The organism is Peribacillus sedimenti (genome assembly GCF_046237635.1).
Classification (GTDB): Bacteria; Bacillota; Bacilli; order Bacillales; family DSM-1321; genus Peribacillus; species Peribacillus sedimenti.
The window spans coordinates 74,913-92,500 of record NZ_CP143547.1 but is presented as its reverse complement, the minus strand read 5'-3'; the positions used below and the strand labels follow the sequence as shown (position 1 = coordinate 92,500).

Sequence of the window (17,588 nt, the reverse complement as noted above, 5' to 3'; positions counted from 1 at the left end):
CCGTTCCTTTGTAACTCCATATAGAGTGTCCTACAACCCCAGAAGGCAAGCCTTCTGGTTTGGGCTAATTCCGTTTCGCTCGCCGCTACTCAGGAAATCGCGTTTGCTTTCTCTTCCTCCGGGTACTTAGATGTTTCAGTTCCCCGGGTCTGCCTTCCATACCCTATTTATTCAGGTAAGGATACTGCCCCATTACGGGCAGTGGGTTTCCCCATTCGGAAATCTCCGGATTAAAGCTTACTTACAGCTCCCCGAAGCATATCGGTGTTAGTCCCGTCCTTCATCGGCTCCTAGTGCCAAGGCATCCACCGTGCGCCCTTTCTAACTTAACCATAAATCTTACTTGGTGTTTGAAAATTGACGCAAAAAATTTGCCTTATTACTGTTATCTAGTTTCCAAAGAACAATGTTCATTACCTAATGTCGCGAAAGCGACTTGCCCATCATAACACATTCGTCATGAGAACTCTAAGGTAATTATTGGTTTGAAAGAATTGCTTCTTTCAAAACTGAACAAAACATAAGCGCCTGACGTCTGTATATCCTTAGAAAGGAGGTGATCCAGCCGCACCTTCCGATACGGCTACCTTGTTACGACTTCACCCCAATCATCTGTCCCACCTTAGGCGGCTGGCTCCAAAAGGTTACCTCACCGACTTCGGGTGTTACAAACTCTCGTGGTGTGACGGGCGGTGTGTACAAGGCCCGGGAACGTATTCACCGCGGCATGCTGATCCGCGATTACTAGCGATTCCGGCTTCATGCAGGCGAGTTGCAGCCTGCAATCCGAACTGAGAATGGCTTTATGGGATTGGCTCGGCCTCGCGGCTTCGCTGCCCTTTGTACCATCCATTGTAGCACGTGTGTAGCCCAGGTCATAAGGGGCATGATGATTTGACGTCATCCCCACCTTCCTCCGGTTTGTCACCGGCAGTCACCTTAGAGTGCCCAACTGAATGCTGGCAACTAAGATCAAGGGTTGCGCTCGTTGCGGGACTTAACCCAACATCTCACGACACGAGCTGACGACAACCATGCACCACCTGTCACTCTGTCCCCCGAAGGGGAACGCCCTATCTCTAGGGAAGTCAGAGGATGTCAAGACCTGGTAAGGTTCTTCGCGTTGCTTCGAATTAAACCACATGCTCCACCGCTTGTGCGGGCCCCCGTCAATTCCTTTGAGTTTCAGCCTTGCGGCCGTACTCCCCAGGCGGAGTGCTTAATGCGTTTGCTGCAGCACTAAAGGGCGGAAACCCTCTAACACTTAGCACTCATCGTTTACGGCGTGGACTACCAGGGTATCTAATCCTGTTCGCTCCCCACGCTTTCGCGCCTCAGCGTCAGTTACAGACCAGAGAGTCGCCTTCGCCACTGGTGTTCCTCCACATCTCTACGCATTTCACCGCTACACGTGGAATTCCACTCTCCTCTTCTGCACTCAAGTCCCCCAGTTTCCAATGACCCTCCACGGTTGAGCCGTGGGCTTTCACATCAGACTTAAAGGACCGCCTGCGCGCGCTTTACGCCCAATAATTCCGGACAACGCTTGCCACCTACGTATTACCGCGGCTGCTGGCACGTAGTTAGCCGTGGCTTTCTGGTCAGGTACCGTCAAGGTGCCAGCAGTTACTCTGGCACTTGTTCTTCCCTGACAACAGAGCTTTACGACCCGAAGGCCTTCTTCGCTCACGCGGCGTTGCTCCGTCAGACTTTCGTCCATTGCGGAAGATTCCCTACTGCTGCCTCCCGTAGGAGTCTGGGCCGTGTCTCAGTCCCAGTGTGGCCGATCACCCTCTCAGGTCGGCTACGCATCGTCGCCTTGGTGGGCCATTACCCCACCAACTAGCTAATGCGCCGCGGGCCCATCTGTAAGTGACAGCCGAAACCGTCTTTCCATCCTCCCCCATGCGGGGGAAGAACCTATCCGGTATTAGCTCCGGTTTCCCGAAGTTATCCCAGTCTTACAGGCAGGTTGCCCACGTGTTACTCACCCGTCCGCCGCTGACTTCCGGGAGCAAGCTCCCTTCTGTCCGCTCGACTTGCATGTATTAGGCACGCCGCCAGCGTTCGTCCTGAGCCAGGATCAAACTCTCCGATAGAATTTGTGACGCACATGGATGTGCTAACATCGGCGTTGTCACAGGACGTGACGATCTTAGCCGATGATCCTTAACTCATGTACTTTTAAAGTGTGTACTCACTATTATTTAGACGTCTTATTTCTTATAGAAGAAACAAGAATCTGGCGCTTGTTTTGTTCAGTTTTCAAAGAGCAATCTCAATGCCGTTTCTCTCAGAAGCGACTTTATTAATATATCATTTACGCTGTTTGGAGTCAACATCTTTTTAAAAAACTTTTTAGGTTTGTGATCTCGATGAAACTCTTTCGCAACAACAGATATAAATATAACACCATTGATTCCGGTTCGCAATACCTTTTCGTAATGTTTTTCTGAAATAGTATATAATCCAATATTCCGAAAATGCAGGGTGTTAACTATCTCTCAAAATATAAAAAACCGACCTAGACCAAACTCTCAGAAATAAGGGTCTGCCCTAAATTAGAGCTAACGTCCTTACCTGATACATGGTCCCTGGTCGATTTTTTCACTTAACATTAGCGATGACGCATTAATGGGAACAGCAATACGTCACGAATAGATGGAGAGTTTGTAAGCAGCATGACTAGCCTGTCCACACCTATACCAAGCCCTCCTGTAGGCGGCATACCATATTCAAGAGCTTCGATGAAGTCTTCGTCCATCTCATGCGCTTCATCGTTACCCTGTTCACGCTCGCGCAGCTGAGCTTCAAAACGCTCGCGTTGATCAATAGGATCATTTAACTCGGTAAACGCATTGGCATGTTCCCGCGCCACTATAAATAACTCAAATCGGTCAGTAAAACGAGGATCCTCTTCATTTTTCTTTGCCAATGGTGAAATTTCTACAGGGTGTCCGTAAATAAACGTTGGCTGGATTAGCTTTTCTTCAACAACCTGTTCAAAGAATTCGTTGACAATATGGCCAAATTCCATAGTTTCCTTCACTTCTATACCGTGTTCTTTAGCTAGAGCATGTGCCTCTTCTTTAGTCATCTGCTTCCAGAAGTCTACACCCGCATATTCTTTAACGGCGTCAACCATATGCAGCCTTCTCCATTGCGGCTTAAGGTCTACTTCGTATTCCCCGTACTGAATGGAAGTGGTGCCAAGTACCTCCTGTGCAATATGGGCAATAAGGTTTTCTGTCAAAGTCATGATATCCTGGTAATCCGCATACGCTTCATACAATTCGATCATCGTAAATTCTGGGTTATGCCTGGTCGAGACTCCTTCATTCCGGAATACACGGCCGATTTCATACACCTTCTCCAAACCGCCGACAATCAGGCGCTTTAAATGCAGCTCAATAGCAATCCTCATAAACAGTTGCATATCTAAAGCGTTATGATGTGTAATGAATGGACGAGCAGCAGCACCTCCGGCAATCGAATGCATCATCGGTGTTTCCACTTCAAGATAACCATGGCTGTCCAAATAACGGCGCATAGCCTGGATAATCCGGCTTCGCATGATAAATGTTTCTTTGCTTTCTTGATTGGTAATAAGGTCCACATATCGTTTACGGTATCTTTCCTCGACATCTTTTAACCCATGGAACTTGTCAGGAAGAGGGCGCAATGCTTTAGTCAGGAATACGAAATCCTGTGCTTTTATTGAAAGTTCTCCAACCTTTGTCTTAAAGATCGTTCCAGTTACACCGACAATATCTCCTAGGTCTGTTTGATCAAAGATTTTATACTCATTTTCTCCAACAGCGTCCTGGCGAACATAAATCTGTATTTGGCCGCTGATGTCCTGAATGTGCGCAAAGCCAGCTTTCCCTTTCCCGCGTTTGGTCATCACACGTCCAGCAAGAGTGACCTCTATAGATTGTTCATCTAATTCTTCTTTAGTTAGCTCACCATAAGCCACAGTAAGTTCCCTTGCCAAGTGGGTACGGTCAAACCGATGTCCGAATGGGTCTACTCCATTATCCAGCATCGACTGCATTTTTTCCCGTCTAACTAAGAGCTGGTCATTCAATTCTTCATGACTCATAACAAAATCATCTCCATCTTATATCACTTTTTATATCGTAGCCCGATTATACCGAACCATGCATTCCTTTTATTTTTGCATAATCTAGATAATTCGAACAGTCCTTATCCAAAAAAACCTAAATTTGGCCATATAAAAACTGCCAGAAAATCCGGCAGTATAATTTAAGCGTATTATAGGAAACCAGTCATTAAATGTCAAATTTCTTATCCAACCTGGCTCATTTGTTCGTTAGCCTCTACTTCATCAACAAGACCATACAGAAGACTTACTACATCTTCCCTCGTATTACATTCATTAATTCCTTTTCTTGCTATTGCATTTCCGCGGATCCCTTTTAAATACCAGGCAGCGTGCTTGCGCATTTCGCGTACTGCGATGTACTCGTTTTTCAAAGCAATCAAACGGTCCATATGAAGGACACACACATCAATCTTTTCTCGTGCTGTTGGTTCACCTATTAGTTCACCAGTCTCCAGGTATTTCACTGTACGATAGATCATCCATGGGTTACCAAGTGCTGCACGGCCTATCATAACACCGTCCACTCCAGTTTCCTTCAGCATTCTTTCAGCATCCTGAGGTGTTTGGACATCACCATTTCCGATGACAGGGATATCAACAGAGTTCTTCACCTCGCGAATAATATCCCAGTTGGCTGTTCCTTCATACATTTGCACACGGGTTCTCCCGTGAAGGGCAACCGCTGCACCGCCTGCACGTTCTACAGCCTGTGCGTTTCTGACTGCGTAAATATGGTCATCATCCCAGCCCATGCGCATCTTTACTGTTACAGGCTTATCGACTGCATCCACAACCGCTGATACCATTTCATAGATTTTGTTAGGATCAAGCAGCCATTTAGCTCCCGCATCACAGTTTGTAATCTTAGGAACAGGGCAGCCCATATTGATATCGATTATATCCGCATTTGTATACTTGTCTACAAAGCTGGCGGCCTTGACAAGTGTCTCTTTTTCCGCGCCAAAGATTTGAAGGCTTAATGGATATTCTCTTTCATCAATATGCAGCATGTTCATTGATTTTTCATTTTTATTTACGATACCTTTGTCACTGACCATTTCCGCACAAACCAGCCCGGCACCAAATTCTTTCACTGTCAGTCTGAACGCAGAGTTGCAAACGCCCGCCATAGGTGCCAGTACAACTCTGTTATCCATTTGGATATTACCGATCTTTAACACTCTATTTATCCTCCATTTATATATTTTATTATCTATCAAGCGGCGGCCTTAGCTCATCTACGGAAATGTCGAGCATTTCGGCTACCTCCGCTAAAAAGTCATCTGATGGGTTTCGGTTTCCTCTTTCCACTTCGCCTAACAGCGATACGGATACTCCCATTTCTCTCGCAAACCCCTCTTGTGTATATCCTTTTAGTTTTCTAAAAGCCCGAATACGTCTACCCCATTTTTCCGCTTCCATAATCGAACTCCTTCTTTTTCCTTATCATTGATATCAGCAACAATTTGATGCAAAGGTCGGTTCATCTTCGGCAGCATTAGATGTGGGTCCAATTCCGATAATGGAATTAATACAAAAGGTCGTTCTAGCATCCGAGGATGAGGAACTGAAAGATTCTCTGACTCAATATTTTCTTGATTATATAACAAAATGTCAAGGTCCACTGTTCGCGGGCCCCAGTGTATTTCCCTCTTTCTTCCAAGAAGCAACTCAATTTCTTGGCAAATTCTTAATAATTCTCGTGGATCATACCCAGTACGGATCTTTATTGCGGCATTCAAGAAATTGTCCTGGTCCACATATCCAACCGGATCGGTTTCATAGAGAGAGGATACATTTTCTATTTTTATCGATGGGTATGATTCCAGCATCTGTACAGCTTGCTTGAAAAAATTGACACGATTCCCCATATTTGAGCCTATAGAGATATATGCGACATTTCTCATTCTTGTCTGCCTCTTGTTATTTCCACGGCCACAGATTTGTAATGTCCCGGTATTGGAGGATCTGTTTTATACACCTTTACCGTACAAGAGAAAATAAGGAAAAACCGCTTCAATATCTCGGTCGCTATAGCCTCTGCAACTGACTCAATCAATTTAAAGGTTTTTCCTTCAACAATCTCCCTACATAGGGAATAAAGCTCTCCATAATTAACTGACTTGTTTAAATCATCGGTTTCTCCTGCCGGTTTCAAATCCAGCTCCACTACAAGGTCCACTGCAAACCGCTGCCCCAATTTGTTTTCTTCAGGGAAGACGCCGTGATACCCATAGAACTCCATCTGATTAACGAATATCTTATCCACTTATTTCTCCCTTTCCCTTAAGGGCATCCATCATGCGGGCCATCCTGGAAATTTCCTTTACATCATGCACACGAATCATTTGGCAGCCCTGCTGAATCCCAAAACATACAGTTGCACCCGTTCCTTCCATACGCTCTGATGGAGGGAGGCCGAGTACATGCCCTATCATTGATTTTCGGGATGTGGCCAAAAGCACAGGATAACCTAACCCTACTAGCTTATCAAGATTGCGCATCATTTCCAAATTTAAAGCAAAATCCTTTGCAAAACCAATTCCCGGGTCCAGGATAATATTCTCATCCTTAACCCCTTGCGCTTTTACAAGACTAATACTCTCATATAAATCACTAAACACATCCCTTATAAAAGCCTTGTAATTTCGATTTGAACGGTTATGCATTAGAATAATGGGGACCTGGTACTCTCCAGCTACCCTGGCCATGGCGGGGTCGGCGGTAGCTCTCCAAACATCATTAATAATATGGGCCCCTGCTTCTATGGCATGTTTGGCGACACCGGCCTTATATGTATCAACAGATATAGGAATATCGATTTTTTTGGCTACCGCCTCAACAACTGGAATAACCCGCTCCAACTCCTCCTCCAATGAAACAGGATCTGAATCCGGCCTTGTCGACTCTCCTCCAATATCGATAATATCCGCTCCATCCTCGACCATTTTTTCCGCATGGAACAAAGCGGCATCTATACGGTTATATTTGCCCCCATCCGAAAAAGAGTCAGGTGTTGCATTCAAGATACCCATTACGATTGTTTTCTTCTCATAATCCAAGTTATATTTTCCACACTTTATAATTCCTTTTCTCCCATTCAATATAAAAACCTCCGTTTGAAGGATTTGCTATAAGGACCATAATGTTTTGCGGCTGTTTTTATATTGGTTAAAAATAGCCTTGACTGCTTGTCCAGCTTTTCCTTTATATTTTGCTACGGACTCGATTTCCGTTATGGCCACTATTTCCTGGACCGAATTTGTATAGAAAACCTCTTCTGACTCGCTGATATCCGTGATAGTAAAAAAACCCTCCTGCAAGGAGAATCCCAATGCTTCTGCGGTAGAAATGATGAATCTCCGGGTGATTCCGTTGAGTATTCCGGTATCGATACTCGGGGTGAAAATGGTAGAACCTTTGACCCAGAACAGATTAGATACGATGCCTTCCGCCAAAAAGCCTTCTTTCGTCAAAAAGATTCCCTCATGTTCCTGGCTTCCTGCCAGCTCCCACTTGGCGGAAAAATTATTTAAGTAGTGATGTGTTTTCAATCTCTCTTGCGTTTCTGGTGTATTTCTGGGGGTCTTCAGAATCACAGCTTTTCGTTCCTGAAGAAGGTCAGAATTTTGAAGCGGCTGCATAAAGACCATGATATTAGGCTGAGTATACTTCAGGGTTTGTATTCCCAGCTCGGAAACACCAGCTGATATATTCAATCTTATTCTTGCATTGTGTAGATCATTTGCTACAAGGAGTTCATCCAAAATCTCCAACACATGATGTTTTTCACACGTGAATTGGATGTGAAGCTCCTGCAGGCCGACATTGATCCTTTTCAAATGCTCATCAAGCAAAAAAGGATGCCCTTCATATATACGAAATGTTTCGAACAAGCCCAGCCCATACAAAAAACCATGGTCCAAAGGGGAAATATAAGCATCTTCTTCATTAATTATCTTACCATTCAAATACATATACATATTCTGTACCTATGCTTGAGACTATTGCCGTGAGTAGACAATCCTACAGCTGCTATATGCTTTTGTAGCATTGCAGGAAGTTCTGAAGCATTTCCTTTCCGTGCTCCGTCATGATTGATTCCGGGTGGAATTGGACCCCTTCTATAGGCAAAGTTTTATGGCGTATAGCCATAATTTCGCCTTCTTCTGTCCAGGCTGAAACCTCCAGGCAGTCGGGAACGGAATCTTTAGCGATTAGTAACGAATGATATCTTGTGGCATTAAACGGGCTTGGCAGTCCCTCGAAAATTGTCTTTCCATCATGATAGACAGGAGATGTCTTGCCATGCATCAGCCTTTCCGCTTTAACAATCCTTCCTCCAAAGACCTGTCCGATAGATTGATGTCCCAGGCAGACACCAAAGATAGGTACCTTTCCGGCGAAATAGTCAATCGCCTCCAAACTGACTCCTGCTTCATTTGGGGTGCATGGCCCCGGAGAAATCATCAAGAATGAAGGCCTGAGGTTTTCTATCTCAGTCACCGAGATTTGGTCATTGCGGATAATCTCAAGGTTTTCACCCATCTCCCCAAGATACTGGACGAGGTTATATGTGAACGAATCATAATTATCAATCATGAGAATCATCATTCACTCCGCCTTTCTCTGCTTTTTCTTTGGCTTTCCAAAGTGCAAATGCCTTCTTAAGGGACTCTTTGTATTCATACTTTGGATTGGAGTCAATCACCACTCCGGCACCCGCCTGTATATGGGCAATGCCATTCTGTGCAAGCATTGTGCGTATAACAATGTTGAGTTCCAAATCTCCTGAATATCCAATCCAACCGATTGAACCGGTGTAAATTCCCCTGCGGACCGGCTCCAGTTCTTCAATAATTTCCATTGTACGTACTTTAGGTGCACCTGTTATAGTGCCTCCGGGGAATACTGCATCTATCACATCATAACCATCCTTATTATCAGCAAGGATCCCACGAACATTCGAAACAATATGCATAACATGAGAATACTTTTCAATAGCCATAAATTCATTCACTTCGACTGAGCCATATCTACAAACCCTTCCCAGGTCATTTCTCTCGAGATCTACCAGCATAACATGTTCAGCTCGCTCTTTTTCATTTTCAATCAGCTCTTTTGCCAGCATGTCATCTTCCTCGGGAGTGTTCCCTCGCGATCGGGTTCCTGCAATTGGCCTTGTACTTATTTGCTCTTTCTTCTTTTTCACTAAGAGTTCCGGAGAACCGCTTACTATTTCGAAATCATCTGTTTTTAAATATGCCATGTATGGAGAAGGGTTAAGCTTGCGCAGAACTTCGTAAACCCTGATCGGCGGAACCTGAAGTTCCTGGGATTGCCTTACTGAGAGATTCACCTGGAAGATATCTCCCTGGGCAATGTAACGCCTTATTTTTTCCACCGCTTGCTTAAATTCTTCCTCTGTGAGCGACACCTTTAAGTCAGATGAGGCAGTGGATGGAGAATTGCTCTGATTATGCACATAAATTGAAGGCGAATTCCAGGCTTTTTGCATTTCAGAAAGCTTTTCCTCGGAGCATTGTTCATCCCCTGCGTATATAAACCATAGCTTTCCTTTGGTATGGTCATACACATATACTTCATCAAATATCAAAAAAAATATCTCCGGTGTTTGTAAGTCATCCTTTGCAATAACCGGGATCTTCTCGACATAACGGATATAATCATAGCTTAGGAAGCCTAGGGCACCACCCTGAAAGTCCGGCAGCCCCTCTTCTTGAATTAGAGTCCTCTTTGCCATCCATTTCTTCATTAAGTGCAGCGGATTTCCCGATAATTCTTCCTTTTTTCCGCTATTATATTGAATCGTAAGCTTATGATCCTTACCAACAAGCCTTGCAACAGGATTTAATCCAGCTATACTGTAACGGCCTCCTCTGCGGCTTTCCAATATCGCATGCGAGCTTAAAAACTGGGACAAAACTCTATAGGAAGCAAAGAAATCTTCCGCAGTGTATGGGATATTCGTTGCTTTGACACGTCTTTGGTTCAATTGCTTCACCCCTGCTTTTGCAATTATTTTCTACATTGAGTTTACTAATTAACTGATAAAATTTAAATAGAAAGGAGTTACGAACTAGAAATTGCAAGCAGACAGGCAGCGAAACGGGACATAAAAAAAGAGGCAGAACCTTTTCAGGCTTGCCTCTGATAGTATAAACCTTATTCGAAATTATAAAGAGGAGTACTTAAATAACGTTCTCCGTTACTTGGAATAATTGCAAGTACCTTCTTACCCTTCCCAAGCTTTTTCGCTACTTCGATAGCTGCATAAATTGCGGCACCTGAAGATATTCCGCCAAGTACTCCTTCTTCTTTAGCAGCTCGGCGTGCGTATTCGAATGCTTGCTCGGTAGTTACCTGTATGATGTCATCATATAAGTCCGTGTTAAGAATGTCCGGTACGAAACCTGCACCGATCCCCTGGATTTTATGAGGACCCGGTTTGCCTCCAGATAAGACTGGTGAGTCAGCAGGCTCCACAGCTACAATCTTAATATCAGGATATTTATCACGTAAAACCTGCCCAGCTCCTGTAATAGTACCTCCTGTTCCAATGCCGGAAATGAATGCATCAAGCTGGTCGCCCATTTGTTCCACAATTTCCTTGCCAGTAGTACGCTTATGAACTTCTGGATTTGCTTCATTTTTAAACTGCTGCGGCATGAAATATCCGTTTTCCTTTGCCAGCTCTTCCGCCTTGGCAATGGCACCCTTCATACCTTCAGGCCCAGGAGTAAGTACCAGTTCCGCTCCATATGCTCTTAGAAGATTGCGGCGTTCTAAACTCATAGTTTCAGGCATTACCAGGATGGCGCGATACCCTTTAGCAGCAGCGACCATAGCAAGCCCAATACCAGTATTACCGCTTGTAGGTTCAATGATAGTATCCCCTTCTTTAAGCTTTCCACTTTCCTCCGCAGCCTCGATCATAGCAAGAGCAATACGGTCTTTAACGCTGCTACCAGGGTTCATATACTCTAGTTTCAGGTAAATCTCTGCACTGTTTTCGTCTGTAAATCTGTTAAGCTTGACGATTGGTGTTTGCCCAATTAAATCTACTACTGAATTTGCAATACGTGCCATTTGCTCCACTCCCATATCCGACTATTTTTATTGGTTTTACTTTAATTTAAGACTATAGCTATCCACTTGTCAATTTTTTCATCTTAAATTGTTGAAAAATTTTTACAAATACCAATCTATGCCTTCAAACAAATAAACTAGTAATACATACGATCTACATTGTTTATTTAGCTTCTTTTACAAGATCCTCTAATTCACTTTTAGAAAATTGATATTTCGTGTTACAGAAGTGGCATTGAGCCTCCGCCTTTCCTTCTGTTTCAATAATATCCTGTATCTCTGCTTTCCCCAAACTGATTAACGCATCAGAGATTCTTTCTCTGGAGCATTGGCATTTAAACTGTACCGGCATTTTTTCTAGAATCTGGAGGTTCCCCTCACCTAAGAGTTGCTCCAAAATTTGTTCTGGAGTCAAGCCTTCCTGGATCATTTTTGAAATAGGTGCTATATTCTTAAGCCTTTGTTCAATTTCCGAGATAGTTCGCTCCTCTGCCCCAGGCATAAGTTGAAGAATGAATCCGCCTGCTGCCAGGATTGAATTGTCCGGGTTGACCAAAACACCAACTCCTACTGAAGAAGGTACCTGTTCAGATGTAGCGAAATAATAGGTAAAGTCTTCACCTAATTCTCCTGAAACAATCGGTACTTGTCCTGTGAAATAATCCCGTAACCCAATATCCTTTACCACAGATAGCATTCCATCTGTTCCAACCGCCCGTTTGACATCCAGTTTGCCATGCTCGTTTAAATCAAAGTGCGTTTGTGGATTCGTTACGTATCCTCTTACTTCACCTTTGGCATTGCTGTCGACCAGGATTGAGCCGATAGGTCCTCCACCTTCGATCTTAATAGTAAGCTTTTCCTCGCCTTTCAACATTGAACCCATCATCAAACCTGCTGTCATGGCCCGTCCTAAGGCCGCAGAAGCCGTCGGCCATGTGTAATGTCTCCTTTGGCCCTCTGCCACCGCTTCAGTAGAAGACACTGCGTAGGCGCGCACTTGGCCCTTATATCCCAATGCTTTAACTAAATAATCATTCATTCCTTCAACCCCTATTCATGATGTGTTATTTTTTAGTCTGTTCTTTATTTCGTTTATAAATAAGCTGAAGTCCCTTTAATGTCAAGAATGGATCGACTATGTCAATTACTGTGGATTCATTAGCTATCAGACTGGCTAAACCTCCAGTCGCTATTACCGTAGGATCGGCCCCACTTTGAGCTTTGATTCGGCCGACAATCCCCTCTACCTGACCTACATACCCGTATAAGATACCAGCCTGCATGGCAGCAACTGTATTTTTCCCAATAATATCATCCGGTCTGGCAATTTCAATCCTTGGAAGCTTCGCCGCTTTTGAATACAAAGCCTCCGTGGAAATACCTATACCAGGAGCAATGGCCCCACCCATATATTGTTTGTCCTCATTTATATAACAATACGTAGTAGCAGTACCAAAATCGACAATGATCAGCGGACTTCCGTATTCATGGATTCCCGCAACCGCATTTACGATCCGGTCAGCTCCTACTTCTCTTGGATTTTCATATTTAATGTCCAGGCCTGTTTTAATTCCCGGCCCTACGACGATGGGCTTGATGTTAAAGTATTTCTGGCACATACGTTCCAAAGCAAACATGATAGGCGGTACTACAGAGGAAATAATGATGCCGTCAAAGTCTGTAAAAGAAAGTCCTTGATGCTCTAATAACGACTTTATGACCATTCCATATTCATCTTCTGTTTTATGTCTGTTCGTTTCAATTCGCCAATGATATTGTAAGTGTTCCTTATTATAAACTCCTAAAACCGTATTTGTATTTCCGACATCTAGCACAAAAATCATTGTCATCACTCCGGCAAATTATTCTCCCACATCATACCATACAGAATTTCTCTGTGCTATCAAGTTAGCTTGAGTGTGGTATACAGGATGCTTATTAAGCATCGGCTCCCCTAGTATTCCCTAACCCAGATGATTTTCATATTTGCTTTAGGCTGAAGGTGCAATAGTGACCCGGCCGGCCTATATTGTGAAAATATATTGGAACGGACCATGACCACGCTGCGGAAGCGATAACAAGATATTTCACAAAGCAAAAGGGTATTTCCTATTTGGAAATACCCTGCTTTTTGATTATTCTTTATTCTTATTGTCGTCACTAGGGAACTGTAGCGGTTTATCCTGCGGCCGTCCTTCAAGAATCGGACGGGATGATGGATCGTCCTCACGAACTTCTTTAGGACTCACATCTCTATCCTCTAATGGTTTCAAAAGAGCTTCATTTTCTTTCTTAGAGTTTATATTGACCTTGACATCGTCATCGATGTTCCCGTTTAAAGGAGCATAATCGCGGTCAGGCAATATGCCCTTTTCAAATAAACTCTTGATTTGTTCGGCATCCAGGGTCTCAACCTCTAAAAGGGTGGAAGCAATTAAATTTAGCTTCTCCCTTTGATCAATGATAATCTGTTTAGCCCGCTCATAGGATTCCTTGATAATTCTCTGGATTTCAAGATCAATTTCATATGCTATGGCATCGGAGTAATTTTGGTCATTATTGAAGTCCCGGCCCAAGAACACCTGTCCTTGAGATTGGCCAAACTGTAATGGTCCAAGTTTGTCACTCATTCCATATTCGGTAACCATGCTTCTTGCGATGGCTGTCGCACGCTGGAAGTCGTTATGGGCACCTGTACTCACTTCACCGAAAACAACCTCTTCAGCGACACGGCCTCCCAGCAGACCTGTAATCTTATCAAGAAGCTCAGGCTTTGTCATGAAGAATCGATCCTCTTTAGGAAGCATTACAGCATAACCGCCAGCTTGCCCACGCGGAACAATCGTAACTTTATGAACAACTTCCGCTTCATCCAGCACTAAGCCAATGATTGTGTGCCCAGCTTCATGGAACGCCACAATATTCCGTTCCTTTTTGGAGATAACCCGGCTCTTCTTGGCTGGCCCAGCGATAACTCGGTCCGAAGCCTCATCCAAATCAGACATATCAATTTTCTTTTTATTTTGTCGGGCTGCTACAAGCGCTGCCTCATTTAACAGGTTTTCCAGGTCAGCACCCGAGAAACCTGGGGTTCTTTGTGCAATCGCTTTTAAATCGACACTATCGCTTAAAGGCTTGTTACGGGCATGTACCTTTAGCACTGCTTCGCGCCCTTTGACGTCTGGTCTTCCCACTGTAATCTGGCGGTCGAAACGTCCCGGTCTCAACAACGCTGGGTCAAGAATATCCGCACGGTTCGTTGCGGCAATAATAATGATCCCTTCATTGCCTCCAAATCCGTCCATCTCGACAAGTAACTGATTAAGCGTTTGTTCACGCTCGTCATGTCCGCCGCCTAAACCGGCCCCACGCTGGCGCCCCACAGCGTCAATCTCATCAATGAAGATGATACATGGAGCATTTTTCTTGGCATTTTCAAACAAGTCACGTACACGGGAAGCACCGACACCCACAAACATTTCAACAAAGTCAGAACCACTGATAGAGAAGAATGGAGTGCCAGCTTCACCAGCGACCGCCCTTGCTAATAATGTTTTACCAGTTCCCGGAGGACCTACTAACAGGACACCCTTTGGGATCCTTGCGCCCAATTCTGCAAATTTCCTTGGATCCTTAAGAAATTCTACAACTTCAACCAATTCCTGTTTTTCTTCATCGGCACCTGCAACGTCTTTAAAGCGTACCTTTTTCTTATCATCATTGTATAATTTCGCTTTGCTCTTTCCAAAGTTCATTACACGGCCACCGCCGCCCTGAGCCTGGTTAAGCAAGAAAAAGAACAGAATGAAGATAATTACAAATGGAATGATGGATGTAAAGAAAGTTACCCATCCGCTGGTTTCCTTCGCAGGCATAACATCCTTCTTAATATCATATTTCACAACAGCAGCATCAATGCGTTGCTGCGCATTTTCACTGCCTGTTACATATGTTAAGAAGGATTGATTTTCTTCATATCCCTTCAACTTCCCCCTGATTTCATAAACGCCACGTTCAGGCTGCTGGGAAATAGATGTGACCTCCCCGCCCTCTAACCTTTGGAAGAATTTGTCTTCGGTTATATTTTGAGTCGGTTCATTGTTATTGTTAAAAATACTGACAATACCAATGATGACTAAGAAAATCAGTAAATAAAATATGGTATTTCGGAAGATCCGATTCATCCCTTACCTCCTCCCACACTTGAACAAACTATAGTAAATATTATCACACAATTTGTAATCATTACAATTAATTAACACCGCTGTATGCCAGTATAAGGACCGTAACATTTCTGTTTACTTTTCCTGATAAATCTGCGGCTTTAATACTCCGATATAAGGAAGATTCCGATATCTCTCTGCATAGTCCAGCCCATACCCGACAACAAATTCATCAGGAACAATGAAACCTGCATAGTCCGGCTTGATATCCACTTTTCTTCCAGTCGGCTTATCCAGAAGCGTTACGATCTTAATTGATTTAGCCTTCCTATAGCGGAATAATTCCACTAAATAGCTTAGGGTTAAACCACTGTCTATGATATCCTCTATAATTAAAAGGTCTCTGCCTTCGACTGAGGTGTCCAGGTCCTTAATTATTTTGACCTCCCCAGATGATACCGTAGAGTTGCCATAGCTGGAAACATCCATAAAATCCATTTCCAAATGTGAATCTATCCTTTTTAATAGGTCCGCCATAAAAGGCATAGCACCCTTTAACACACCAATTGCAAGCGGGAACTTGTCTTGGTAATCCTCTTCCAGCTGGTTCGCTAGATCTTCGATTTTTTCTTGAATCTCTTCCTCAGTAATTAACACCTTTTCAATGTCATTTTGCATCGTCATTGTGATTGTTTGCCCCCTAGAAGATTTAAGCTTTCCTATATTCTAAATAAATAAAAGACTGTTCACCATGAGTCTCATCAGATTCCTCCGCCGATTTTTTCAAACCTGGCAGCCAAATGATCTCCTCTTTATGATTCAGCACAACTGGCCATGCATCTCGTTCGGCCTTGGGGATTTTTTCATTTATGAAAATATCCTTCAGCTTTTTTGTCCCTCCGAGCCCTTTGACAGACATCCTGTCTCCGTCCTTTCGTGTACGGATGATTAAAGGAAGCTTGGCCTTTGGAGTTTTGAGGATAAAAGAATGGTTCCCTGATTGGTCTGGGTTTTCTTCTTCTATATAATGCGCTTTAATTTTATATCCATTCGGAAGAATGATTTCTCCGGGTATATTTAACGTTAAATAGTATTTTGGGCTTTTAGGCTGGAAGAATCGAAAAATGGCGTTATCATACGATTTTTCCACAATTAGCCCTTCCGGAAGATGTAATTCTGCAGACGATTGAGGACGTAAAAATAAAGCTAAAAGCTGGTCAATATGTAGTGCAGAAAGAGATGAAGGTCTTTCGATATAAAGATATTTTAATATTAGTTGAATCATCCTTCTTTGTAAAGGTTTAGGCACCGTTTGAAAAGAACGGATATCAATGGATGCATAATGGGGCGTTTTGCTGTTCCAAACCTTTTTCAGTCTCTTTTCTGCAGCTTCTAACAGGAATTGTTCATCTTCATATAGCTCCTCACTAAATCGTTGGTAATGCTCATGGGCATTCTTATTTTCGCTTTTCAGAAATGGAAGAACACTGTGCCTGAACCGATTTCTTAAGTATGCATCTTTTGCATTACTAGGGTCTATTCTAGGCTCCAAAGAATGCTGTTCCGTATAAGCGAGAATTTCGTCCTTGCTCAAGATGAGAAATGGGCGGATGAGGCTTCTGCCCGCAAATGGCCTCTTGACCGGCATTCCAGCTCTTGCAGTACCCGAAGCCCCTCGAGTAATACGCATCAGCATGGTCTCCATCTGGTCATCTCCATGGTGGCCAAGTGCGAGAGTTGTCAATCCCCGCTTCGCCATTACTTCTTCAAAAAAAGAATAGCGTAGCCGCCTTGCAGCACTTTGGGTACTCTCACCTGTTATCGCCATTTTCTCCGGCACATCAATGCGCCGTCCTTCAAAAGGAACTTTCCACTGCTTGCATATTTGTTCTACAAATAACAAGTCTTGATAAGACTCCTCTGCCCGGAACATGTGGTCTACATGGGCAGCCACCATCTCGAAATGTAATTCTCGCTGGATGGACCGCAAAAAATGGAGAAGTGCCAATGAATCAGGACCTCCAGAAACACCAACCAAAACCCTGGCATCTTTCGGCAGCAAATCCCATTGATAAATAAAATCTAATACTTTTCTTTTAAACATGATGACCTTCCTCGGCTTAGTTCACGGAATAACGGATGACGGTTTATTAAAAGCCGGTCCTTATATTACGTTTTATGTCGCA

15 protein-coding genes and 2 rRNA genes (1 of these 17 only partly in view) are annotated in these 17,588 nt (G+C 43.7%); all 17 read right to left on the bottom strand.

Features of this window, described 5'->3' with window-relative positions:
• A 23S ribosomal RNA gene (locus V1500_RS00470) occupies positions 1–332 on the bottom strand; it reaches 2,614 nt to the left of the window's first position.
• 217 nt (positions 333–549) lie between these two features.
• Positions 550–2,099, bottom strand: a 16S ribosomal RNA gene (locus tag V1500_RS00465).
• The 16S and 23S rRNA genes sit together here, the layout of an rRNA operon.
• Positions 2,100–2,617: 518 nt before the next feature.
• Positions 2,618–4,102 (bottom strand): lysine--tRNA ligase, encoded by a 1,485-nt coding sequence (gene lysS, locus V1500_RS00460; RefSeq protein WP_409303691.1) that lies wholly within the window; start codon positions 4,100–4,102, stop codon positions 2,618–2,620.
• A gap of 206 nt (positions 4,103–4,308) precedes the next feature.
• On the bottom strand, positions 4,309–5,307 hold the full coding sequence (gene dusB / locus V1500_RS00455) for a tRNA dihydrouridine synthase DusB (protein ID WP_409303689.1): 999 nt from the start codon (positions 5,305–5,307) through the stop codon (positions 4,309–4,311).
• 28 nt (positions 5,308–5,335) lie between these two features.
• Positions 5,336–5,548 (bottom strand): helix-turn-helix domain-containing protein, encoded by a 213-nt coding sequence (locus V1500_RS00450; protein ID WP_409303687.1) that lies wholly within the window; start codon positions 5,546–5,548, stop codon positions 5,336–5,338.
• Positions 5,500–6,033: a 2-amino-4-hydroxy-6-hydroxymethyldihydropteridine diphosphokinase gene (gene folK / locus V1500_RS00445; RefSeq protein ID WP_409303685.1), complete on the bottom strand. Its 534-nt coding sequence runs from the start codon at positions 6,031–6,033 to the stop codon at positions 5,500–5,502. Before folK ends, V1500_RS00450 begins: the two co-directional genes overlap by 49 nt.
• Positions 6,030–6,395, bottom strand: a complete 366-nt coding sequence (gene folB, locus V1500_RS00440) for a dihydroneopterin aldolase (protein WP_409303683.1) — start codon at positions 6,393–6,395, stop codon at positions 6,030–6,032. The genes folK and folB overlap by 4 nt, the downstream gene beginning before the upstream one ends.
• Positions 6,388–7,161, bottom strand: a complete 774-nt coding sequence (gene folP, locus V1500_RS00435; protein ID WP_409305874.1) for a dihydropteroate synthase — start codon at positions 7,159–7,161, stop codon at positions 6,388–6,390. Before folP ends, folB begins: the two co-directional genes overlap by 8 nt.
• 96 nt (positions 7,162–7,257) lie before the next feature.
• Complete coding sequence (gene pabC, locus V1500_RS00430; RefSeq protein WP_409303681.1) at positions 7,258–8,103, bottom strand: aminodeoxychorismate lyase; 846 nt, start codon at positions 8,101–8,103, stop codon at positions 7,258–7,260.
• Positions 8,104–8,161: 58 nt separating this feature from the next.
• The gene (gene pabA / locus V1500_RS00425; RefSeq protein WP_409305873.1) at positions 8,162–8,737 is read right to left on the bottom strand and encodes an aminodeoxychorismate/anthranilate synthase component II; all 576 of its coding nucleotides are present in this window, start codon (positions 8,735–8,737) and stop codon (positions 8,162–8,164) included.
• Positions 8,721–10,142 carry an anthranilate synthase component I family protein gene (locus V1500_RS00420; RefSeq protein WP_409303679.1) on the bottom strand — a complete coding sequence of 474 codons (1,422 nt, stop codon included), beginning with the start codon at positions 10,140–10,142 and terminating at the stop codon, positions 8,721–8,723. The genes pabA and V1500_RS00420 overlap by 17 nt, the downstream gene beginning before the upstream one ends.
• 170 nt (positions 10,143–10,312) lie before the next feature.
• Positions 10,313–11,236 (bottom strand): cysteine synthase A, encoded by a 924-nt coding sequence (cysK, locus tag V1500_RS00415; RefSeq protein ID WP_409303677.1) that lies wholly within the window; start codon positions 11,234–11,236, stop codon positions 10,313–10,315.
• A 163-nt stretch (positions 11,237–11,399) separates the two neighbouring features.
• On the bottom strand, positions 11,400–12,278 hold the full coding sequence (hslO, locus tag V1500_RS00410; protein ID WP_409303675.1) for an Hsp33 family molecular chaperone HslO: 879 nt from the start codon (positions 12,276–12,278) through the stop codon (positions 11,400–11,402).
• Positions 12,279–12,303: 25 nt separating this feature from the next.
• Complete coding sequence (locus V1500_RS00405; protein WP_409303673.1) at positions 12,304–13,083, bottom strand: type III pantothenate kinase; 780 nt, start codon at positions 13,081–13,083, stop codon at positions 12,304–12,306.
• A gap of 291 nt (positions 13,084–13,374) precedes the next feature.
• Positions 13,375–15,423, bottom strand: coding sequence for an ATP-dependent zinc metalloprotease FtsH (ftsH, locus tag V1500_RS00400; RefSeq protein ID WP_409303671.1), 2,049 nt, complete (start codon positions 15,421–15,423; stop codon positions 13,375–13,377).
• Between the two features lie 114 nt (positions 15,424–15,537).
• The gene (hpt, locus tag V1500_RS00395) at positions 15,538–16,080 is read right to left on the bottom strand and encodes a hypoxanthine phosphoribosyltransferase (RefSeq protein WP_409305872.1); all 543 of its coding nucleotides are present in this window, start codon (positions 16,078–16,080) and stop codon (positions 15,538–15,540) included.
• Positions 16,081–16,111: 31 nt separating this feature from the next.
• Positions 16,112–17,506, bottom strand: a complete 1,395-nt coding sequence (gene tilS / locus V1500_RS00390; protein ID WP_409303669.1) for a tRNA lysidine(34) synthetase TilS — start codon at positions 17,504–17,506, stop codon at positions 16,112–16,114.
• Between the last annotated feature and the right edge of the window lie 82 nt (positions 17,507–17,588).